This window comes from Treponema sp., from assembly GCF_017430385.1.
Lineage (GTDB): Bacteria > Spirochaetota > Spirochaetia > Treponematales > Treponemataceae > Treponema_D.
Map to the genome: position 1 here is coordinate 1 of NZ_JAFRNB010000001.1, position 23046 is coordinate 23046.

17 protein-coding genes, 1 tRNA gene and 1 pseudogene are annotated in these 23046 nt (G+C 44.3%); 4 read left to right on the forward strand and 15 right to left on the reverse strand.

Translation table 11 applies throughout. The features are described from left to right. A partial coding sequence (locus IJJ71_RS00005; RefSeq protein ID WP_296844569.1) for a hypothetical protein occupies positions 1-187 on the forward strand: 187 nt, incomplete at its 5' end. Between the two features lie 21 nt (positions 188-208). On the opposite strand, the pseudogene IJJ71_RS00010 reads toward IJJ71_RS00005, so the two are convergent. From IJJ71_RS00010 to IJJ71_RS00075, 14 genes and pseudogenes are all read right to left on the reverse strand, one after another. Continuing rightward, positions 209-1311 (reverse strand): annotated as a pseudogene (locus IJJ71_RS00010) (ABC transporter permease). A gap of 136 nt (positions 1312-1447) precedes the next feature. Further along, positions 1448-2191 carry a lysophospholipid acyltransferase family protein gene (locus tag IJJ71_RS00015; protein WP_296844570.1) on the reverse strand — a complete coding sequence of 248 codons (744 nt, stop codon included), beginning with the start codon at positions 2189-2191 and terminating at the stop codon, positions 1448-1450. Between the two features lie 59 nt (positions 2192-2250). Further along, a complete protein-coding gene (locus IJJ71_RS00020; protein ID WP_296844571.1) occupies positions 2251-4170 on the reverse strand; it encodes an ABC transporter substrate-binding protein in 1920 nt (639 codons plus the stop codon). 114 nt (positions 4171-4284) lie between these two features. Continuing rightward, positions 4285-5520 carry a multiple monosaccharide ABC transporter permease gene (mmsB, locus tag IJJ71_RS00025; RefSeq protein ID WP_296844573.1) on the reverse strand — a complete coding sequence of 412 codons (1236 nt, stop codon included), beginning with the start codon at positions 5518-5520 and terminating at the stop codon, positions 4285-4287. Between the two features lie 11 nt (positions 5521-5531). Then, the gene (gene mmsA, locus IJJ71_RS00030) at positions 5532-7082 is read right to left on the reverse strand and encodes a multiple monosaccharide ABC transporter ATP-binding protein (protein ID WP_296844574.1); all 1551 of its coding nucleotides are present in this window, start codon (positions 7080-7082) and stop codon (positions 5532-5534) included. 83 nt (positions 7083-7165) lie between these two features. Further along, the gene (chvE, locus tag IJJ71_RS00035; RefSeq protein ID WP_296844575.1) at positions 7166-8236 is read right to left on the reverse strand and encodes a multiple monosaccharide ABC transporter substrate-binding protein; all 1071 of its coding nucleotides are present in this window, start codon (positions 8234-8236) and stop codon (positions 7166-7168) included. Between the two features lie 219 nt (positions 8237-8455). After that, the gene (locus IJJ71_RS00040; protein ID WP_296844576.1) at positions 8456-9508 is read right to left on the reverse strand and encodes a substrate-binding domain-containing protein; all 1053 of its coding nucleotides are present in this window, start codon (positions 9506-9508) and stop codon (positions 8456-8458) included. After that, entirely contained in the window at positions 9492-11051 is a 1560-nt protein-coding gene (locus IJJ71_RS00045) for a response regulator transcription factor (protein WP_296844577.1), read from the reverse strand. The genes IJJ71_RS00040 and IJJ71_RS00045 overlap by 17 nt, the downstream gene beginning before the upstream one ends. Then, positions 11044-12540, reverse strand: coding sequence for a sensor histidine kinase (locus IJJ71_RS00050; protein ID WP_296844578.1), 1497 nt, complete (start codon positions 12538-12540; stop codon positions 11044-11046). Before IJJ71_RS00050 ends, IJJ71_RS00045 begins: the two co-directional genes overlap by 8 nt. Further along, complete coding sequence (locus tag IJJ71_RS00055) at positions 12537-13505, reverse strand: sugar ABC transporter substrate-binding protein (protein ID WP_296844579.1); 969 nt, start codon at positions 13503-13505, stop codon at positions 12537-12539. Before IJJ71_RS00055 ends, IJJ71_RS00050 begins: the two co-directional genes overlap by 4 nt. Before the next feature lie 5 nt (positions 13506-13510). After that, positions 13511-14449, reverse strand: a complete 939-nt coding sequence (locus IJJ71_RS00060) for an ABC transporter permease (RefSeq protein WP_296844580.1) — start codon at positions 14447-14449, stop codon at positions 13511-13513. A gap of 2 nt (positions 14450-14451) precedes the next feature. Beyond that, positions 14452-15573 (reverse strand): ABC transporter permease, encoded by a 1122-nt coding sequence (locus tag IJJ71_RS00065; RefSeq protein ID WP_296844581.1) that lies wholly within the window; start codon positions 15571-15573, stop codon positions 14452-14454. An 8-nt stretch (positions 15574-15581) separates the two neighbouring features. Continuing rightward, positions 15582-17132 carry an ABC transporter ATP-binding protein gene (locus tag IJJ71_RS00070; protein ID WP_296844583.1) on the reverse strand — a complete coding sequence of 517 codons (1551 nt, stop codon included), beginning with the start codon at positions 17130-17132 and terminating at the stop codon, positions 15582-15584. A gap of 125 nt (positions 17133-17257) precedes the next feature. Continuing rightward, a complete protein-coding gene (locus tag IJJ71_RS00075) occupies positions 17258-18409 on the reverse strand; it encodes a BMP family lipoprotein (protein ID WP_296844584.1) in 1152 nt (383 codons plus the stop codon). Between the two features lie 187 nt (positions 18410-18596). Between IJJ71_RS00075 and IJJ71_RS00080 the strand changes: the two genes are divergently transcribed. The 3 genes from IJJ71_RS00080 (at position 18597) to IJJ71_RS00090 (ending at position 21813) form a co-directional block, all read left to right on the forward strand. After that, complete coding sequence (locus IJJ71_RS00080) at positions 18597-20318, forward strand: SulP family inorganic anion transporter (RefSeq protein ID WP_296844585.1); 1722 nt, start codon at positions 18597-18599, stop codon at positions 20316-20318. Positions 20319-20464: 146 nt separating this feature from the next. Beyond that, a tRNA-Arg gene (locus tag IJJ71_RS00085) sits at positions 20465-20538 on the forward strand. A gap of 36 nt (positions 20539-20574) precedes the next feature. Further along, positions 20575-21813, forward strand: a complete 1239-nt coding sequence (locus IJJ71_RS00090) for an SH3 domain-containing protein (protein ID WP_296844586.1) — start codon at positions 20575-20577, stop codon at positions 21811-21813. A gap of 69 nt (positions 21814-21882) precedes the next feature. Here IJJ71_RS00090 and IJJ71_RS00095 read toward each other — a convergent pair whose 3' ends face one another. Further along, entirely contained in the window at positions 21883-22752 is an 870-nt protein-coding gene (locus IJJ71_RS00095) for a DNA recombination protein RmuC (protein ID WP_296844587.1), read from the reverse strand. Between the last annotated feature and the right edge of the window lie 294 nt (positions 22753-23046).

A 23046-nucleotide genomic window follows, 5' to 3' on the forward strand; every position in this document is an offset into this window, starting at 1 on the left:
AGGCTCGCCCGCACTGATTGTGGAGCTGAAGCACAACAAGTCCGTACAAACCGCGCTCAATCAAATCAAGGACAAGCAATATTTTGACTGCCTTGCGAATTACTCCGGCGAGATTCTTTTTGTGGGCATCAGCTACGACGAGGACACGAAGAAGCACGAATGCAAGATTGAGAAGTTTGTAAAATAAAATTACCCGTCCGTGCGGCACTCAGTTTTTTCCGTAGCGAATACGTGGGTCAACAATCGCAAGAAGAATGTCGGAAATCGTCATGCCAAGAAGAACGAGCGCGGAAATGAACATATTATTTGCAAGAACTAAATTTACATCCTGCTGCATTACGGCATCGTACATGAGACGGCCGATTCCAGGATACGAGAAAATGATTTCAAGCACGAGACTGCCAGAAAAAAGGCTTGCCAGAAGATTCGCGCTTCCGGTGATATAGGGGTTGAGCGTGTTTCTGAAAGCGTGGTTAAGGTAGATACGCCGCTCGCTGATTCCCCTTGCACGGAGCGCCATGATGTAAGGCATTCCCAGCTGATCAAGCATCGTCGAGCGAATCATGCGCATTGTGCCGCCGATTCCACCGAGAAAAGAAGCAAACAACGGAAGAAAAATGTGATATGAATAGGAAAATACGAATTTTGCAGGAGCCTCACTGATTGGAAAATCAGGATAAGCCGTGACAGGGAAAAGCCCCGAAACTGAGGCAAAAAGCTGCAGGAGAATCAAAAGAAGGATTCCGGGGAACGCATGAAAGAACAAGGCGAAAAATGTGGCCGCCAAATCCGTGCGGGTACCGGCCTTGCTCGAAAAATAAACGCCAAGCAGGAAAGAAAATATCGTGATAAAGACCAGTGAAATCAGATTAAGGACAAGGGAATTGATGATACGGGTTTTTAGAAGGAAGGAAACAGGTGCTTTTGAAATGAGGGAAACACCCAAATCATGATGAACAACAACCCGTTCAAGCCAGTGGAAATATTGGATTGTAAAAGGCTTGTCCAAGCCCATCTCCGCGCGCATTTTTGCAAGCTGTTCTTCACTAAAAACATTTTCCTGCCCTGCTCCGCCAGCCCCCTTTGATTCAGTCTGGCTCATAAGCTGCTGCTGCATCATCTGGTCAACGATGTCGCCCGGTGCAAGCTCATGAGGCCGAACAAAGCCCAGCCCAAAATGAAAAGAATCACGAGCATAGTCATGATTCGGGAAGTGATGAAGGAAGCAAGAGGAAACTTGTTTTTAAAAACGCGATAGGGATAGTAGCAGCGGGCGAAGCCCGTTCTGAGCGAAGCGAAGAATGAAGCGATAGCGGAACTGCGAATAGCCCGACCGCCACAAGTGGCGGAATCGCCCAATTTCTCATTGCTAATTGCTAACTCCTCACTCCTCATTCCTAACTCCTAACTTCCAACTTCTCATTGCTAATTTCTCATTGCTAATTGCTCATTGCTCATTGCTAATTCCTGATTCATTAAGCGGTTTGCAGACAATTTGCTCTACCATTGCAGGAATTTTTGACTGCTCTTCTTTGGAAAGCCCTGCGGTTTCAATCGGATCGTGGATTATGAGCCTGACATGCTGCCCCTTCTTGACCTTTTTCTGTCCCTCATAAATGCGCCATGTTCCGTCAATCGTAACAGGAACAATCGGTGCACCCGACATAAATGCCAGCTTGAAGCTGCCAGCCTTGAATTCGTGGTGAGGGCCGCCTTTGCTACGGGTGCCTTCCGGAAAAATTACCTGAGAATAGCCTTTTTTGACACCCTCGGCCGCATCATGGATTGCCTGAACAGATTTGCGCGGGCTTTTTCGCTCGATAAATGTACACTGAAGAAGCTTCATCCAGTCAGAAAGGAGAGGAATTTTGCCAAGCTCGGCTTTTGCAACGAATGTCATGGGCTTATTGATGAAGCCGAACAAAAGCGGGATGTCCATGTTGCCCTGATGATTGCCAATAAAGACAACGGCGCGGTCTTTTGGAATTTTTTCTTCGCCGATAACTTCAACAGTGGACTTTGTGACCTTTGTAAAGACGAACTTTGCCCACTTAGGAACAATGCCAAAAACTACTTTGTCACGGTTTGCGATGTCGCCAGCCTTGTCGTATTTGAGTGCAAGACGACGAAGCTTGTTCTTTGAAAGCATATATAATGCGACTCGAATAAAAGAAATAATTGTCGTAAACATAGATTTATTTTACCCCACTAACGAAAATTTGTCATTACAAGATTTTAATTGCTGTTTCCTCATTTTAAGAATAGATATGTCGTCTCAGCACCGTTAAGATTGTCGTAATAAAAATTAGTCATATCCCAGCGGTTTTGGAGCGCGAAGAAAGAGCGTGAACGAATCAGATAGACAATCGGGCATTGCTCCAAAAAGATTTTCTGATATTCGTCCCAATAAGGCTTGGCTTTCTCATAATCGACTATGCACTTTGCCTTGTGATAAATCTCATCGATTCGAGCTTCCCATTCGGTTGCAGGAGATTTTTGAAGCGGGTACCAAAGATGAAGGTTTCCGTCACTTACCCAGACATTGCTGCCCTGACTTGGGAAAATTGAGCCGCCGCCGAAACCAATCATGATTGTCTGCCAGTCGTAGCTCGACATAAGCTGATCAACAAGTTTCTGGAAGTCTGTCGGGCGAGGAGTGACCATGATTCCTTCTTTTTTACATTCGTCCGTAATAATCTGTGCGATGTCAGAATATTGCGTTACGGTCGCAGGGAAAGAAATGTCAAATTCAACTTTGCGCCCTTTTTCATCATACAAAAATCCGTCGTCATGCTTTGAAAATCTGGCCTCTTCCAAAAGTTTTCTTGCGTGCGCATGGGAATATCTGTACTGAAGGATTATATTCTCATCGTAATACTTGTTTGCCTCCGGGAAGAATGAGTATGTCGGCTCTCCAAGCCCGCGGTAAGTCTGCTGAATGATTCGCTCACGGTTCAAGAGACAGCTCATCGCCTGCCGGAATTCTTTTTTAGTGAACCATTCATAGAAAGGCGCATCTTTGTTTTTGGGATTCTGATTAAAACTCCAGAAAGAAGCACTCATTGAACCTGCGGCATTAAAGACCGTATAACCTGATTTTTCGGAAGATTTTTCTTCGATTGGAGTGCCGTCAAGGTTCAGCGTATTTTTTGAATTGTTTACGACTTCTTCAAGCTGCTCAGGACTAGGTGCAAAAGACTCCATTTTGCCCTGTTTAAATAGAAGAAAAGCAGTGTTCTGATCGCCGATAATCTGCACAATCTGCTCTTCAGGATAATAATGATTCTCGCCGTTCTCGTCCTTTTTCCAATAATCCGGATTTCGCTTGTACAAAAGACGCTGTCCCGGCGTATATTCTGCCAAAAAATATGGCCCGCAGCTAGGAATCGTTTTTGGGTCAGTCGCCACAGTAAAAAGATTTTTTACAGCCGCGGCCCCGCCCTTTTCTTTTGCCGCCTTGTACAAGAATGCCGGGCCAAAATTCATATTCGTGCTTAGAATCGGCTCTGCAATAATCTTCGGGAAGTGGAACACAAAGCTCCTCTCATCAATTTTTTCGATTGTAATTGGTGCGCTTGTTCCGTCATCCATCGGCATGAACCGTGAGTTGTAGAGGGATGAGCCACATTCTTCATCGCCCTGAATCTCATCGTACCAGAAAACGACATCATCGCTTGTGATTTTTACGCGAGGCTGAGCGTTTTCATAGAAAGACCAGTAAATATCATCGCGGAGAGTGTAAATCACATCAAGCTTGTCATGCACCTCGTCGATTTTGACTTCAAAATCAGCCAGATAAGGCTTCCATTTTCTCTCGATTATGTCATAGTCAGCAAGATACTGCACAAGCGAACCCATAACGCTTGATGTCGTGCCGTCTTTTTCGGCAACGAGCATATTGAAGCTCTTCGGGTCGCCCATAATCGCATCGTTCCAAATGCCGCCGGCCTTTCCCGCAACAAATTTATTGGTTGTATTCGGTTTGGACACAGTTTTTTCAACAAGCTCATTCGCACCCGCAGCACGAGCGGCCTCAATTTCAGAGAGTGTCATTTCGGGATATTTGTGACAAGAATTTAAAAACAAAAGATTGCATAGATTAACACAGATTAAAAATACTTTGAGGCAGATTTTTACAGATAAATGCTGACGATTCAATACTATTTTCATAATAAAAATTATAGCACAAAAAAAAGGAACTGTCTTTCGACAGCTCCCAAAAAAAATGAAAAAAATTGCCATTGCCGCTGTCGGGAACCGTAGCCCCCGACAGTGGACTTTTGTTTATTTTCCGCTCCTCTTCTTCTTTGACATAACATCAAAGAGAACTGCGAGCAAAAGAACCATACCTTTGACAGCACGCTGCCAGTTCATGTCAACACCAAGGATTGACATACCGTTGTTCAAGACACCCATGAAGATAGCACCAACTACAGCACCACCGACTGTACCAGTTCCACCATAAGCAGAAGCACCACCGATGAAGCACGATGCGATAGCATCCATTTCGTAGTTCTGACCAGCAGTTGGCTGAGCTGAGTTCAATCGAGCGATTGTAACGAGAGCCGCAACAGCTGAAATGAATCCCATGTTTGTGTATGCAAAGAACATTACTTTGTTTGTGTTTACACCAGAAAGTCGGGCTGCCTTTTCGTTACCACCGATTGCGTAGAGGTAGCGGCCTGGAACTGTGTTCTGTGTGAAGTAACCATAAGCTGCGATGATGATTCCGAGCAGGATAAGGATTACTGGAAGACCACGGTCACGAGCAAGGAACTGACCCATGATGACGATTACAACTGAAAGGAAAGCAAGTTTTGCAAAGAATGAAGTCTTTGAAGAAACTGAGTAGCCGCTCTTAATCTTCTTTTCGCGGCTGATAACTTCCATGATGATGTAAGCAAGAACACAGATAACAGTGATAATCATTGTGATCATGAATACATGTTTGTCGATAATCTCACCGAACATCTCAATTTCATTTGCTTCTGAAGCTTCGCCTGCATTCGGGATGAAGCTTTCAAAAAGGTTCAAATATTTCTGTGGGAACGGAGCGATTGGTTTACCGTCGAGAACGATTGTAGCAACACCACGCCAAAGGAGCATACCAGCCAAAGTTGTGATGAACGGCGGGATATGAACGAACGCGATGAACATACCATGGAAAGCACCAATCAAAGTACCAATGATAAGGCAGAGACAGATTGCAAGCCAAATCGGAAGCTGCAGATTTACAATAAATACACCTGCAAGAGCACCAACGAGGGCAACTACTGAACCAACAGACAAATCGATGTTACCACCAGTCAAGATACACAAAAGCATACCCGTAGCAAGAATAACTACATAAGCATTCTGACGAATGATGTTCGTGATATTTGCAGGAGCAAACAAGTGCGAATTGCCGTCTGAATGTGCGCTAATCAAAATCTCAAACAAAATCATTACGCCAACAAGGACGAAAATCATTGTGTTTCCCTTGAAAATCGATTTCAAGCTTGAAGTCAACTTATTTACCATATTAGTCTCCCTTATTTCTCTAAGTTATCGTTTTTGCCAGAATTAATAATTTCTGTCATAATCTTTTCCTGAGTTGCTGATCTTCCGTCCATCTCAGCAATCATTCTGCCCTCGTTCATGACATAGATTCGGTCACACATACCAAGAATCTCAGGCATTTCAGAAGAAATTATGATTACAGACTTACCTTCTGCAACCATGCGGTTGATGATACAGTAGATTTCATACTTAGCACCAACATCAATACCACGGGTCGGCTCGTCCAAAATCAGGATATCCGGATCAGCGAAAAGCCACTTTCCGATAAGGACTTTCTGCATGTTTCCGCCCGAAAGATTTCCGACATCTTCCATGACATTGGCACATTTTGTGTGCATTTCCTTGACATAGTATTTAGCGACTTCGCGCTCCTTGTCAAAGTCAATTACACCCCATTTATTTGAAATCTTCTCTGGCTTTGCGGCCGTGGTGTTCTTACAGATTGACTCGGTAAGAATCAAGCCGTTGCCCTTTCGGTCTTCAGTAACATACGCAAGACCTGCCTTGATAGCAGATTTTACATTCGGGAAAGAAACTTCGTTTCCGTCCTTGAAAATGCGCCCGCGGATGTTTGTGCCGTAAGAACGACCGAAAATGCTCATCGCAAGCTCTGTTCGTCCTGCACCCATAAGGCCGGAGATTCCAAGAACCTCACCACGACGCAAGTTGAAGTTGATGTGGTCACAGACTTTGATTCCGTCAAATACAGGATGGTCAACGCACCAGTCTTTAACTTCAAAACAAACCTCACCAATGTGCGGCTCGCGTTTAGGGAATCGGTCGGTAAGGCTTCGTCCTACCATTGCCGAAATAATTGTATCTTCAGTAAAACTATCTTTCTTTTTATCAAGGGAAGTGATAGAAGTACCATCGCGAATAACGGTAATTCTGTCAGCTACATAAGAAACTTCGTTCAATTTGTGAGAAATGATGATTGAAGTCATTCCCTGTTTTTTGAATTCAAGGAGCAAGTCAAGAAGATGTTTTGCTTCCGTATCATTCAAAGATGCTGTCGGCTCGTCCAAAATAAGAAGCCGTACATTTTTTCCAAGTGCTTTTGCAATCTCTACAAGCTGCTGTTTTCCAACACCGATGTCTTTTACAAGTGTTTTTGATGAATCTTTCAATCCTACCATTTTCAAAAGCTCGTCAGCCTTATCGAATGTCTCGGACCAGTTGATTTTTGCCTTGCTTCCTCTTTCGTTTCCGAGGAACATATTTTCGCCAATCGTGAGAAGAGGAACAAGAGCGAGCTCCTGATGGATAATGACTATTCCTTTTGCCTCGCTGTCCTTAATCGTCTGGAATTTACAAACTTCACCGTCATAAACAATATCACCAGTGTATGAGCCATACGGATAGATTCCGCTGAGGACATTCATCAATGTTGACTTACCGGCACCGTTTTCGCCACAGATTGCGTGAATCTCACCTTCTTCTACGGTAAGATTTACATTATCAAGAGCTTTTACACCGGGAAACAACTTGGTGATATTTTTCATTTCCAATAATGTCTTAGCCATTGGAACCCCTTTTTTTTATATTCTGAAAAAAAGGGGGCTGTCTGATTTGTGATTTCGACAGCCCCTTAATCAAGTCAATTCAACTATTTGAGCTGAGCTTCTGTGTAATATCCAGACTCAATCAACAATGCTTTGTAGTTGTCTTTTGAGCCGTAAACTGGTTCACAAAGGAATGAAGGGATGATACCTGTTCCGTTGTTGTATGTTTTTGTGTCGTTTACTTCAGGTTTTTTGCCGTTCATGATAGCGTCAACCATCTCAACTACTTTAGCAGCAAGTGTACGAGTATCTTTGAAGATAGACATAGCCTGTGTGCCTTTGAGCATGTTCTTTACAGAGATAATATCGCAGTCCTGACCAGTGATGATTGGGAAGTTGTCTGCTGTGTATCCTGCAGAGATGAGAGCGTTTGTTACACCGTTAGCTGTTGAGTCGTTTGAGCAGTAAACTGCGTCGAGTTTTGTTGCTTTTGGACCGTATTTGTTAGCTGTGATGAGGTTCTCCATTCGTTTCTGAGCCTCTTCTGTTGACCAGTTGAGAGTAGCAGCCTGTGCTTTTGCTGTCTGGCCTGAGCGGCAAACGATTACGCCTTTGTCGAGGTATGGTTTAAGAACATCCATAGCACCGCCGAAGAAGAAGTTGATGTTGTTGTCGCCTGGATCGCCAGTGAAGAACTCCATGTAAACTGGGTCAGAAGCTGAGCGGCTCTTGAGGCCGAGTTTGTCAACGAGGTAGTCACCCTGGATTGTACCTACTTTGTAGTTGTCGAATGTAGCATAGTAAGAAACAGCTTTTGAATCCATAATGAGGCGGTCATAAGCGATAACCTGAACCTTCTTTTTGCGAGCTGTCTCAAGAACGTTTGAAAGTGAAGAACCATCGATAGCAGCGATTACGAGGACTTTGCATCCGCCAGTAATCATGTTCTCAACCTGTGAAACCTGTGTAGGGATATCGTTAGCAGCATACTGAAGGTCTACTTTGTAGCCAGCTTTTTCGAGCTGAGCCTTCATGTTAGCTCCGTCCTGATTCCAACGCTGCAAGTCTTTGGTTGGCATTGAAACACCGATTGGTGTTTTCTTAGAGATTTTCTTTGCGAATACGCTCGGAACGAGCATGAGTCCAACGAGCATTACAGCAAAAATTTTTTTCATAAAATTCCCCCTTTATGAAATATTTAGATTCTGCACCTTTCGGGTGCTTTTTGTTTGATGGTTACATTCTAGCCTATCAAGAGGGGGCGTGCTCGCCAATGTTTTTCAAATTTTTGCTATTTTGTGTGAAATTTTGCAGAAAACCAGATTTTTTTTGATATTCCTTCTAGAATTTTTTGTACTAAGAAAATTGAAGATGCTCCAGAAGAAGCCTTCTGACTATTTTTCCTTGTAAATCTCGCCGTGCGTGTGGAAGCCTGTGCCTACGATTACAGAATCAATCGTGTCCTTTGTGACAATCTCAGGATCAAGCCAGACGACGGGAATATCACCGAAACCATTGTTGATTGTGCTTCCGGAAGGAACGACGGAAGAAACTGACTCGCCACGGGCAAGCCTTACTGAAATATCCGCAGTTTTTTCTGCAAGTGTTGTTATCGGCTTGTACAGCGTGAAGGCCTGTTTTCCGCGGACGATATTCTGGCAGGCGGCAATATCGGCATCCTGGCCGCATACGGCAATGTTCCTGTCAGGACAATAATCGGACATCGCCTGAATTACGCTCCCTGCAAGCGCATCGTTTCCGCAGATAATCGCATCGGGGAGTCTGGTCCCGGTCATAATATTCACGGCTTCCTGATAAGAAAGATCATAATTCCATCCTTCAGTGTAATAGGTTCCGAGAATCTGGACTTTTTTGCCCTGAATTGCAGACTTCAATCCCCTCTGCAGGAGAATCATGTTGAAATCATCTTCCGGCCCGAGAATGCAGTACCAATAAGGCCCCACATTGAATGACATCATCCGCCTGGCCATAAGCTCGCCAACCTTTTCCGTGTTGACCGAAATATACATGCTTATGTCTGCATCGGTGATAAGCCGGTCATAAGAAATCACAGGAATTCCACGCGCACGGATTTTCTGGACAATCTCGGTGAGTGAATCCCGTTTTTTTGGCAGGACGACAATCGCATCAACCTTCCGTTCCATAAGATAAAGCAGCTGCTTGTTCTGAACCTCAATACTGTTCCCTGCATTCTGGACGATTACATCTGCCCCAAGTTCCTTTACGCGGTTCATAAAGATGTCAAGGTCTCTCTGCCATCGTTCCAGGGCAAGCGTGTCAATTGAAAATCCAATGCAGACTTTGTGAGCCTCGCCGGAACTTTTCTCAGAATCCGGGATTTCCCTTCTTTTGCATGAGGAAAGCGATATAGAAATCAAAACAGTGAAAAAAACTGAAAATACAAGGACTTTATTTTTGCGCAGCATCTCTGAACTCCGTCGGTGTCATGCCGAATTTACTTCTGAAAGCACGGCTGAAATAATTCTGGTCGTTGAAGCCCACGACAGCACTTATTTCTTTTATGCTCAGTGAAGCCTCTTTTAGAAGCGAACGGGCTTTTTCCATTCTGACATCGGTGACATAAGTGACATAATTCACATTTTTTTCTTCTTTAAAAAGCTTGCTCAAATAGAAAGAACTTACATTTACAGCCTGTGCCGTGTCCTCAAGAGAAATGTTCTCTGCGATATGTTCCATGATGAATGCGCTTGCCTTTTCGATAATCGGGTTCGCTACCCTCGAAGCAGAATCCATAACGGCGACCGCGCACTCACTGCAAAGCTTGCGGACGAACTGCTCCAGTTTTGACATGTCATTCTCACGGCTGAAAAATGAAAAAGCGTTGTCAAAGCTTTCGTTGTGATAAGAAGAATCGATTTCAGTGGCTATATTCCGCACATTCACCAAAAGCTCAAAGAGTGAATTCTTGATTTTGTCGGTATTGTCGTATTTTTTTTGCAGCGACTCAAAATACTGTCCGATAAAGGCATGAAGTCCGCCTGCATCACCAGCACGAATCCGGGCAAAGATTTTTTCGGCAATCCCGCCTGTGTCATTCCGAGTTTCCTGATTTTCGACCCATTCCTCGGCGAAGATGATTCCGCCCTGCTCCGAAACATTGTTCAGCATCTCAAGTGCCTTGTTGTAAGCGGAATTTGTTGCGGAAGGAGAAGACTCAATCTTACTGATTCCAGCGCGAATCCCGGACTTAATCTGAATCGAAAGAAGGTTGTACAGGGATTTTATAACTTCGATTATTTTGGAAGGATTTTCATCCTCGTACATTTTTGAAGGGAAATAAAAGAAGATTGCAATCCTGTTCATCATGAACGAGCCGAGAATACAATGAGCCTTAGGAGTGATTACATTCCTGATTTTGTTGTAGATTTCAAGCAGCTGGCTGTTCTCGACATTCGGAATCTCAAGGCAGCAGAAGCACCACACACAATTCTCAATCTCAAAGTAGGAAAAATAATCCGAAACATCGTTCCCTGCCCCGAAAGCAGCAGAATAAATGAAATCACTCTCAACCATCGGCGAAACGAGATCAAGTTTTTTATGCAGCTCCACCTCGGTTGAAAGTTGGCCGCGTTTTTTGTCAACATGGGTCATAGCCTCACGAACCGTATCAATAACCGTGTTGCGGTTCACTGGCTTAGTAAGATATTTGAAGGCTCCGAGGCTTACGGCTTCCTGCGCATACTGGAATTCATCAAAGGCCGAGAGGATGATTACGACCGTACCCGGCTTTGAGTGCATTATGTAGCGCACCGTTTCCAAACCGTTCAGGCCTGGCATGTTTATATCCATGAAAATGATGTCAATCTGATTCTTCGCGACGATTTCAAGGGCTTCCGTTCCGCTCGTAGCACAAAAAAGCTGGACCTGCTCAGAAAAATTCTTATTCAAGATGAAAGTCAGAGAATCAATCATAATTTGTTCATCATCAGTCAGCAGAATATTATACATTTGGAATCCTCAGAAGAAATTTCGTTCCCCCACCCTCATTTTCAAGAATGTCAAATACATCGTAGCGATGAAAATACAAGCGAAGCCGGGAAATTACATTCACCAGACCTGTACCGTTTCCGTCCGGGCTTGTGTTCGGTTTTTCTGCGGAATCAGATTTTTCACCGACTTTTACTTCAGGGTTCTGGCTCAAAAGCCATTCCCGAAGCTGAGGGTCAAATCCTTCGCCGCTGTCCGAGACAGAAATTTTTGTCTGGTAAAGTTCCGGCTCCACCGAAAGCACGACACTAATTTTCGTGCCATTATAGCCATGTTTTATGCAGTTCTCAACAAGAGGCTGCAAAATCATGCGCGGAAGAAGCTGGGAATGTTTTTCGTTCGATACATTTTTTATAAATTCAAATCTCTCTCCGAACCGAACTTTCATAATGTACACAAAGTTATCAATCAGGGCAAGTTCTTCATCAATAGTAGCCGCCTGCCCCTTGTGGCTTATGTTGTAGCGGAAGAAATCAGCGACCTGCTCCATGAAATAGCAAGTTTTATCCGCTCCCTCTATCATCGCAAGCTGCGCACCGGTGTTCAGAGTGTTGAACAGGAAGTGAGGGTTAATCTGATTCTGCAAGGCCCTTAGCTGCGCGCTGGCATACAATTCGCGCATCTCCATTTCCTTTTCGCGAAGCTCCGTTTCCTGCGCCGCCTTTTCCCAGATTTGGTCGATATATTCGCGGATGCTGATTGTCATGCGGTCAAAAGCACGGCAAATCGTGCCAATCTCGGTGGAATCATTATTTTTGAAAAGCGGAACATCAAAATCCTGCTGTGCGACCCTGAGCGCGACCGAAGAAATGTCCGAGAGAGGTTTTGTGATTGCCGTGACCGAAAGATAAAGCGCGGTAATCATAAGGATAAAGAACACCAGAAGCAGGACGAGACTCATTTTTGTAAGAATCAAAAGCTTGCCCTTGTTGTCCGAATAAGCCGCCGCATTCCGCTGCATGAGAAGGATGTTCAGTTCCTCAACCTGCCCCTGAAGCATGTCATAGCAGATAAGGCTTTTCCTGTAGCTTTCGGCCGCTTTCTGCTCGTTGTTCGCCCGCTGTGCCGAAACAGCGTCCTTGCTCGAAGAATAAAGGCTGAGGATCAGCTGCTTTACGACATATTCTTTTTGAAGAACAATGTCTGTCGAAGGCCTCTCCGGGAACCAGTACAAAAGCTCCTCGCTCGCCGCCTGAAAATGATAAAAAGAATCAATGCTCTCGAATGTGCGGTAGGCTATGTAATTTTCAAGCGATTTTTCCATGTTGCCAATCTGAGTTGAGACTTCGGTGAGCTGGGCATTCGTCTGATAAGACTTTCCCATGCGCTCTATCATTCTCTGGTCAAGAAAAATAATGACCGAAAGACAAAGCCCCATAATCAAAACGCTGGATATAATGCAGAACATAATCCGCCAGCGGATGCTTTTTCCCCGGAAGGGCACTTTCATTTTACAACGCTCCTTCTGACCCTGACATCAGCCGCAATGTAATTGTTCGCATAGCCATTTTTGATGTACTCAAACAGCTCGTTTATGGCAGTTCTTCCGATTTTTTCTGAATCAATTGAAAGAAGCTCGGTTATCGTTCCTTTTATCAGATAAGTGTCCAGAACTTCACCCCGTCCGAAACCGATTATCCCGACACGGCCATCCCTGTGAATTTCCGTGACAAGCTGGGAGATTTTGATTGTGTCCTCGGTCGTGAGGCAGACAAGAAGGTCTACTTCACCATGAATAATCATTTTTTTTATATCACTGTATGGATTTGAGCTGTCCGAAGTGTCGTAATCAAAAACCGTAGCAGAGATATCATTATAAGATGAAAAACTTGTGGTAAGGCTGTTCATCAGCGTGCTGTAATTGGGGCTTCCTTCCTCATCGATGTTTATTATGACAATCCGCCCCTTCCCGGAAAGATACTCCACGCTTTCCCGTGCGATTTTGCGCCCAAGCTCCGAATAATTCGTTCCGATGTAAGCAACCTGTGGCACATTCGGATGATACTGACCGAGCGTAATCATTGGAATCGAAGTTTCCGGCACCGTAAAAAATTCCCGGGCATCATCGTTGATTTCTGGCAGGCAGACAATCATTCCGTCAGGATTTATAAAAGAAGCATAATCAAAAAGTGCCTGGATATTTTTTTCACCATTGTAGTTCTTGGGAACATAAAGTTCCACAACACTGTCATAAGCCGCGCTCACGGATTTTGCGCCGTCGTAAATGCTTTTCAAAAAATTCTCGTCCTCGGACGAACCAAGAACAAGAATATGATGAGAACAGGGCTTAGCGTTGACGGAAGAGTCTTCGTTATGCCCCAGAACCAGCGAAAAAAGATAAAAAATGTACAAACAGGACAAAACGAGCATCAGTACGAAAAGAAAAACGACTGATACTCTCAACCTATTTTTCATAAAATCTATCTTGCGCCCTTGTCGTAAGGAATTCCTTCGGCTTTTGGAGCACGAGATTTTTTAGAAGTGAATGCAAGGACTACAAGAGAAATGATATATGGAAGCATTTTGTAGAATTCGCCGCTGACAAGATGGACAAGGAAATCGTAGCCAGAATAAGCATCGGCAATAGCACGGAACAAGCCGAACAAAATTGCAGAAAGAGCGATTCTGACAGGATTCCACTGACCGAAAATCATTACGGCCATAGCCAGGAAGCCCGCGCCGGCAACACCGTACTGGAAATCCCATGAAGAATTGGAAGCACAGACATAAATCAATCCGCCGATTCCACCACAGAAACCTGAAATCAGAACGCCGCAATAACGCATCTTGAAGACATTGATTCCAACGCTGTCCGCTGCCTGTGGATGCTCACCGCAAGCCATAAGCCTCATGCCGAATCGGGTTTTGTAAAGGATTATGATTGCGATTGCAAGAAGAACGAGAGTGAGAATCATGAAGAAATTCAGCTCAATCACAGGAGTTTTGATAAGGAATACTTTTCGGGTCTCGATGTAGTCAAGGATTGCGCTTACATTCGAGCCGGAAGACCATGAGCTGTTGTAAGATTTTACGATTACAGTCGCAGCGGCCGTTGCAAGCATGTTCATGGCTGTTCCGACCAAAGTTTGGTCTGCCTTGAAGTTGATTGCGGCGACAGCAAGCAGAAGAGAAGCTACCATGCCGACAAGCGCACTAACAAGAAGCGTAATGAAAATGACTGCAACAGCAGGAACTGCCGGCGAGATAAAGTGAAGCACGAACGCGCCGCCCAAAGCACCCAGAACCATGATTCCCTCAAGACCGATGTTGATTACGCCGGAACGCTCAGAAAACATGCCGCCGAGAGCAACAAGAATAAGAATCGAAGCATAAATTAAAGTATATTGAAGCAAAAGCATGGCTATTCTCCTTTTTTACCTGTCAGTTTTGAAGACATCTTCGACAGAATGTGCTTGATGAAGAGAACGAACGCACAGGCATAGATAATGATTGAAGAAATCAAATCAGCAATCTGAGGATTGTAGTAGCGCATATCGATGAAACTTCCGCCGATTGTAATATGCTGAATGAAGAAACCAGCGAAAATAACTCCGATTGGATGCAGGCCGCCGAGGAAGGCTACAGCAATTCCGTTGAAGCCCATAGCAGGAACAGCAGAACTTGTCTTCCAAGCCTGAATGCCAGTGAGATAATAGAAAGAAGCCGCAAGACCTGCGATTGCCCCGGAAATTGCCATTGAGAGCACGATGTTCTTTTTTTCCTTCATGCCGGCATATTTTGCGGCATACTTGTTAAGACCTGTCGAGCGGATTTCGTAACCGAAGACAGTCTTTTCAAGCACGATGAGAATCAGAACCGCGACCAGAACGGCAAGAGGAATCGCAATCGAAACATAAGGATTGTTGTTGAAGAATTTCCCAAGCCCCAGAGACGGAAGGAGCGAGCCAGGAGAAACCTGTGCAATGCTGAATGTCTCAGAGCGGCTGATATCCATTACTTTTTCGTCATGCAAAAGGACATTGACGATGTAAAGCGAAATCCAGTTGAGCATGATGCAGGCAATTACCTCGTTAATATTGAAGAAAGCCTTCAATGCGCCGGCGATAGCTCCGAGAGCGCCAGAAACCAGAACGGCGAAAATCACGCATGCCCACCACGGAAGATGCCATGCAAGAGCCGCCCACAGAGAAGCCCCGATTCCGATACAATACTGACCGCCCGCACCGATATTAAAGAGACCGGTTTTGAACGCAAAAAGAACAGAAAGACCGCAAAGAATCATAGGAACGGACTTAACCAGAGTGCTTCCCAAAGCTTCCATTCGGAGAGCAGGCTTTTTGAAGTACATGAAGCTCTTTAAAATAGTAGAAAGAGCCTTCGGAGCATGTTCGGCATTTATGGCAAGAAGAATCACATAACCAATCAAAATGCCGATAAGGGCGCAGATTAAAGCGGCTACGACGGACTTGAACCCAGATGAGTCAAGAATCTGACCGACTGATATTTTATTTTTCTTTTCCATAACTCAAATCACTCCCAGGACCTTTTTTCATCACGCTTTGCGCCAGCCATGTAAAGGCCAAGCTCTTCAAAAGTCGTCTTTTTAGGATCAGCCTCACCAACAATCTCACCCTCGTACATGATGAGGATTCGGTCGCTCAGGTTCATAACCTCGTCAAGCTCGTAAGAAACAAGAAGGACTCCTGCCCCCTTGTCACGGTCGGCAACAATCTGCTTGTGTATGTATTCGATAGCACCGACATCAAGGCCACGGGTCGGCTGAACCGCAATCAAAAGCGAGTGCGTTTTGTCCAGCTCACGCGCAATGATTGCCTTCTGCTGGTTTCCGCCAGACATAGAGCGGGCAATTGTTTTGCTTCCGAGGCTGCTTCGGACATCGAACTGATTTATAAGCACATCCGAGTATTTCGTTACATTCTTTTTAAGGATGAAGCCGTTCTTTTCAAAATCTCTCTGCCAATACCTCTGAAGCACCATGTTTTTATCAAGCTGATAGTCCAGGATAAGGCCGTGCTTGTGCCTGTCCTCCGGGATATGGCTCATACCGAGAATACTTCGCTCACGGATTGACTTTTGTGTGACATCATGAGTACCAAGAAGGATTTTTGTGTTCTTTGAATCAGCAAGCTCTTCAAGCCCCGTAATTCCATAGACAAGCTCTGACTGACCGTTACCGTCAATTCCTGCAATGGCGACGATTTCGCCGGAACGAACGGTAAAGCTGACATCTTTTACGGCGAGTTTTGAATGAATCTTGCTTGCGACACTCAAATGCTCGACTTTAAGGACGCTGTCTTTTGGAACAGCAGGAGCTTTATCAACGGAGAAGCTGACATCATGCCCGACCATCATGCGGCTGAGGCTTTCTTTTGTAGCAGATGCGACATCAACAGTTCCGATATATTTACCTTTGCGCAAGACAGCACATCTGTCTGCCACGGCAAGGATTTCGTTCAGTTTGTGCGTGATAAAAAGAATTGACTTGCCCTCTGCCGCAAGGTTCTTCATAATCTGAAGGAGTTCCTTGATTTCCTGCGGAGTAAGAACCGCCGTAGGCTCGTCAAAAATAAGGATGTCATTCTCACGGTAAAGCATCTTGAGAATCTCAACACGCTGCTGCATTCCGACAGAAATATCCTCGATTTTTGCATCGGGATCAACGGAAAGGCCGTATTTTTCGGAAATCTCAAGGATTCGTTTTTTTGCCTTCGCACGGTCAACGAAACCGTTCTTAATAGGCTCGCTACCCAAAATGATGTTGTCAAGAACAGTGAAAACCTCGACAAGCTTAAAATGCTGGTGAACCATACCGATTCCAAGTGCAGTTGCATCGTTCGGATTCATAATTTTTACAATTTCACCATTTTTTCGGATTTCGCCCTCGTCAGCCTGATAAAGACCGAACAAAACGCTCATCAAAGTTGATTTTCCAGCACCATTTTCACCAAGGAGGGCCATAATCTCGCCCTTTTTCAACTGGATTGTAACATCATCATTCGCGACAATACCAGGGAATCTTTTGGTTATATGGAGCATTTCGATAATATACTCGTCAGCCATCAAAAACCTCTTTTAATTAGCATCTATTATATATTACTTCTGAGATTTTTTGAATAAAAAAAAACAGGCTTCCAACAAAATTTGTCAGAAGCCCGCAATTTTATTTCAGCAGTTCATGCTAAAATTTATTTGATGTTCGGATAAACGTTGAGTTTAACAGAAACTTTCGGCAAAGCAGAAATGTCATCAGAAACAGTAACTTTTCCGTAGAACATATCAGCAACGAGAGTTTTGTAATCAGCAACTGTGAATTTCTTCATGCTCCATGTATCTGTTGGAAGACCAACGAAGTTCTCGTCAACCTCTTTGTCAGAAACAAGGCCAAGAGCAGTGATTGTGCCGCCGAACTCAGTCTTGAATGAGCCGTCGAGAGCTGAAGACAAAGTAGCGTTTACAGTAGCAGCAAGGCTCTTCATAGCAGAAGTAACGCACATGCCGTCGCCGTATTTGTTGATAAGAGCAGACTGATCGACATCAACACCGATAACTTTTCCACCAACTTTTGCAGCAGCCTCAGCAGCAGAAGTCCAGATTCCGCCACCACAAGCGAATACAACCTCAACACCACGCTGCAAATACCATGCGTCCATTGAAGAAGTGATTGTCTGGTCTCCGTAGAACTGACCGCCATAAACGAACTCTACGACAACATCCTTTGCGATTCCCATTTCAGTTGCAGCTTTGTCTGCGCCCAAAACGAAACCATAACCAAAGCGGATAACAGCAGGAACAGCCATGCCGCCCAAGAATCCGAGGTGTTTGTAACCCTCTTTTACAGCAGCATAACCAGCCATGAATCCAGGAAGCTCTTCTTTGTAAACAGCACAGAATGCGTTAGAAGGAAGTTTCCATCCGTCCGGCTTGCCGAATGCTTTTGCAGCAGTAAGAACATCGAACTCAGAGACATCAAGAGCAACGAATGTTACCTCAGGATTCTCGTCAACTGTCTTAACAAGAGCCTCAGAGAAAGCGAAACCAGGGAGAACGACTACATTGTAATCATCCTGAATGGCAGCGTTGATAGAAGAAACACGAGCTTCTGTTGAATCGTTAGCTGGCTTGTAATAGCGCAAGTCAAGACCTCTTGATTCACAGAAAGACTTACATGCTTCATAAGTTGTCTGGTTGAAAGACTGATCAGTGATATCACCGTAATCAGTTACCATTGCAACACGAAGAGTAATTTTTTCTTCCTCAACAACCTTTTTTTTGTTGCATGAGACAAAAGATGCAGCGGCAAGAACCGTGCACATCAAGCCTAAAAGAATTTTTTTCATAAAAAACCCCTATCATTTTAATTTAAGGCAAGTATAGCACTTTGAAATCAGTTAATCTACAAAAAAGGGGAAAAGTCTTTCCCCTACGCCGCACTTCGTTGCGCCGTACCCCTTTCTGCGGGCTCAGGCGCCGCCCGCAACGCCTGCTTCTTGCAAAAAACGTCAAAAAACGCGATACTTTTCTATTATGTTCAAACCACAGCTTATCAGCTCTCTTAAAGGCTACAACGGCAAAACTTTTGTTTCTGACCTCATCGCAGGTCTTATCGTCGGCATTGTCGCGCTTCCGCTGGCAATCGCATTCGCCATCGCTTCTGGCGTAAATCCGGCAGCAGGTCTTTTCACAGCAATCATCGCAGGCTTCTGTATCTCAGCTTTCGGCGGTTCGGCTGTCCAGATTGGAGGCCCTACAGGCGCATTCGCGGTTATTGTTTACGGTGTCGTCGCTCAGTTCGGATTGAGCGGGCTTGCAACGGCAACAGTCATGGCGGGCATTCTTTTGATTTTGCTCGGAGCCTTTAAAATGGGCGGTTTGGTCAAGTTTATTCCATATACTATCGTCACAGGCTTCACAGCCGGAATCGCAGTCACAATCGCAACAGGTCAGATCGGTGACTTCTTCGGTCTCGTCCCGGATTTCTCAACACCAATGCAGATTCTTGGCGAAGAATATTCTAAAATGCCGGGCGATTTCCTTCCAAAAATCATCGTTTACATCAAATCGGCAGGAACAGTCAATGTCTATTCATTCGTGATGGCAGCAATCTGCCTCGCATTCATTTTCATCTGGTCTAAGTTCATCAAAAAGATTCCGGGCAGTTTCATCGTCCTGATTCTTGCGACAGTCGCATCAATTCTTCTCGACAAATTCTGCGGTCTCAAAACAGATACAATCGGCTTCTTCGCAGACGGTCGGGAGCATTTCGTAATTCCGAACACTCTCCCGGCTCCACAATTGCCAGATTTCTCGCTCACAACAATCCGAACACTCTTCCCAACGGCAGTTTCAATCGCAGTATTGGCCGCAATCGAAAGTCTTTTGAGCGCAGTAGTCGCTGACGGTATGACAGGCGGCAAACACGACTCAAACACTGAGCTTATCGGTCAGGGAATCGCAAACATCGCGTCGCCATTATTCGGCGGAATCCCGGCAACAGGAGCCATCGCCCGTACGGCAACAAACATCAAGAACGGCGGAAAAACTCCGGTCGCAGGAATTATTCACGCGCTCACACTTCTTTTGATTCTTCTTTTCTTCGGAAAATACGCTTCTTACATTCCAATGGCAGCCCTCGCCGCAGTTCTTATCAATGTAGCATGGAACATGGCAGGATTCCCGGCAATCAGAGCACTTCTCCACGGTCAGAAGTCAGACATCACAGTCTTTGCAGTCACTTTCCTGATTACAGTTTTCGTAGATTTGACAGTCGCAATCGAATTCGGCCTGGGATTGGCAGCATTCTTCTTCATTAAAAAGATGATTGATTTGTCAGAAGTTCAGAACAAACGCGAAGCCCTCATTTCGGGAATCCACGCAGCTGACATGCCGGAAGAAAAACTCGACTTGCCGGATGGAGCAATGGTTTACGAAATCGACGGTCCGCTCTTCTTTGGTACAGTCCGCAAGTTTGAAATCGCAATGGAACGAGCAGGAATGGCCGGCGTAAGCTACAAGGTTTTGATTTTGCGCATGAGAAACACAATCTACCTCGACGCAGGCGGAATCAAAGCACTTGAACAGGCAAAAGCCCTCTGTGACAAAAAAGGAATCACAATCGTTATCTCAGGAATCCACACCCAGCCGTATGTTCTTTTGGAAAAGAGCGGTATGGCAGAAAAGCTCGGAAAAGAAAACATCCACGACCACATCAATGGCGCGCTTGAACGAGCAAGAGAGTTATTAAGTTAGGAATTAGAAATGTGCAATGAGGAATTATCAATTACTAATTTCTCATTGCTAATTTTTAAATGCTATTGGTAAGGCTCTGTGAGAAATTTATTTTTTAAATTATGGATTTTTTTTTCTTTTTCTGATATACTATCTTCATTCTTTTCGATCCCGTAGCTCAGCTGGATAGAGCATTCGCCTCCTAAGCGAAAGGTCGTGCGTTCGAATCGCATTGGGGTCATAAAGCCGCAGAAATGCGGTTTTTTTTTATGTGCTTATGAAAAAGAAAATTGTTTTGATTTCTATTCTTGTCGTTGTTTTATTGCCAGTTGTTTTTTTTGCTGTTGTATATGTTGGACGAGACAGAATAGCTAGATATTACCAAAATTCCCAAGAGTATGACCGGTCAATCACTTTTGATAAAAAAATAGATTACGAAAAATTGATAAAAAAGCAGAAACTCACCCGCAAAACAGATGATGATGGCATTGAGCGTTGGTACAATGAGGAAGGAATCATACGAAAACAAGTAGAGGTCAGGGAAGACGGATACAAAGAAACATCTTATTACGATGAAAATCAAAAGATAATATTCCACAAAAGCTCGGACGGATACAAAGCATGGTGGGCTTATGATGAAAATGGCCGTGAAATCCGTTTTAAGAATAACAGGTCAGGTTACAACAACTCCGATGAGGTCTATGAATATTTTGAGACACCAAGATATTCTTTAGTGACCAAGCAAAAAAATGCCGACGGTACAGAAGAATGGAAATACACGCAATGGCATGGTTCTATGGGCGATGTAATTAAGATTTATGAAAAATTTAGTGATGGTTCTGAAAAATGGTATGACAGGAATCCTTTTAAAGTGACCGTCGCCCGAAGCGGATTTTCAGAAAATCTTGATAAAGAAAACTGCCGTGAAGTCAGCGAGAGTGAATCAAAAGCTATTTGCAAAAATGCAGATGAAGATGGAAATCAGGCTGAAATTCTTTCGACAATTTTCAAAACTAAATGCCATTTTACGCACGCAGATGAAGAAAACCGTGATTCATATCATTTTTATAACGACGGAGAGACTTTTTCTGTCCATGACAATTCACCTGCGGAAGCCTCAGAATTGAATTTCCCGCTGGATATGCCGCCTTTTACAGCCCTTGAACTTTACTACCACTATCCGGAGGACAGCATGGACGGAAGAATTTATACTGACTATCGCATCCTCGATGGATGGAAAGTTGTTGATGATATTCGTTTTGTCGGTCAGCAGTATATTGCTACGGACAGCCTTAAAATCCGCTCAGAGCAGTCGCTTAATTCAGAGCAAATCGGGCGAGTCATCAAGGACGAGCTTGTAACAATCATTGAAATTGGTGGAAACACCGTGATTGACGATATTGAATCTGCATGGGTAAAAATTCAGACAAAAGATGGCCTCGAAGGATGGTGCTTTGCGGGCTATCTCACGGACGGAACTGAATATCACACAAAGGCATGGACATCCATGTCCTAACGAGAATTTCCTTACGGAAATTCTCGCGATCCATTTGCTTCATGCCACCTCCATGTGGCAAATTTTCTGTTAATTCTCACTTATATTGCTTATTTGCCTTTCAATTTTTTCGGATTTTTCTTTCACTTCGCTGAATTTTGCGCTGGCGTTGGAAAGATGTTTTCCTAGTGTGGTGATTTCTTCTGTTAAATCTGCAAAACTTTTTTGAATTCCGCTGATTTTTTTGATGATGCTTTCTGCCTGTTCTTCGATTTTCATTCCCTTTAAGCCGTAGACGATTGACATCAGGTAGGCGTAGAAGGTGTTCGGGGAGACCGGAATTACTCGGCTTTTCATGGCATAGTCAAAAAGTTCATAGCCTTTCTGCGTGTCATTCGTGAGGATTTCGTAATAAACGCCTTCACTCGGAATGTACATGAGCGCGAAGTCAAATGTGCCTTCCTGTGGGCGGATGTATTTTTTTGAAATCTCGTCGATCCGGCCTTTGACCGAGCGGGTGAATTCAGCCTTTGCCTTCTTTTTTGATTCTGAGTCTGATGAAGCAAGATAGCGCTCAAAGCTTTCAAGAGGAAATTTTGAATCAACCGGGATTATGTTTTTTCCAAGACGGATTATCGCATCGACGGCACTTCCGTCTGAAAACTGATGCTGAACTGCAAAATTCTTGGGCGGAAGAGTGTCCTTGAGCAAATTATATAGAAGATATTCGCCAAAATTTCCACGGAGCTTGGGGGCGTGCAAAACTGATTTGAGCGAGCCTACTTCCCTGCCGATTTCCTGCATCTGGTTTGCGGCGGCTTCGAGGGATCCGAGTTTCTGCTGGATTTCAGAAAGCGGAGAATGAGAACGATTTGAAATCAGCGCAATCAAAATGACTGCAAGCAAAATAATGATAAAAGCGGCTGCACCAAGCACGATATAAAAAATCTGTGGATTCATGGATATATGATAGCACAAAAATTGATTTCAGTGTCCGTGCTTTTTCGGGGCTTGGGGCGGAGCCCCAGGAGAAAGGGTAGCGGAAGACACCGCAGCGGAGCGAGGAGGCTGAAGCGAGGGGAAGGCTTTCCCCTTTCTTTTTAATGTTTCTATCACAGGGCATCCGCATCAAAAGCACTCTGCAATTGAATTCTTAACAAGTATTGTATTTAAAGATTAGGCGAGATGATAAAATAACTTCGGGTAGTAAAAATGACATTGAAGGAAACATTCGAAGAAATCACGGACGACAGA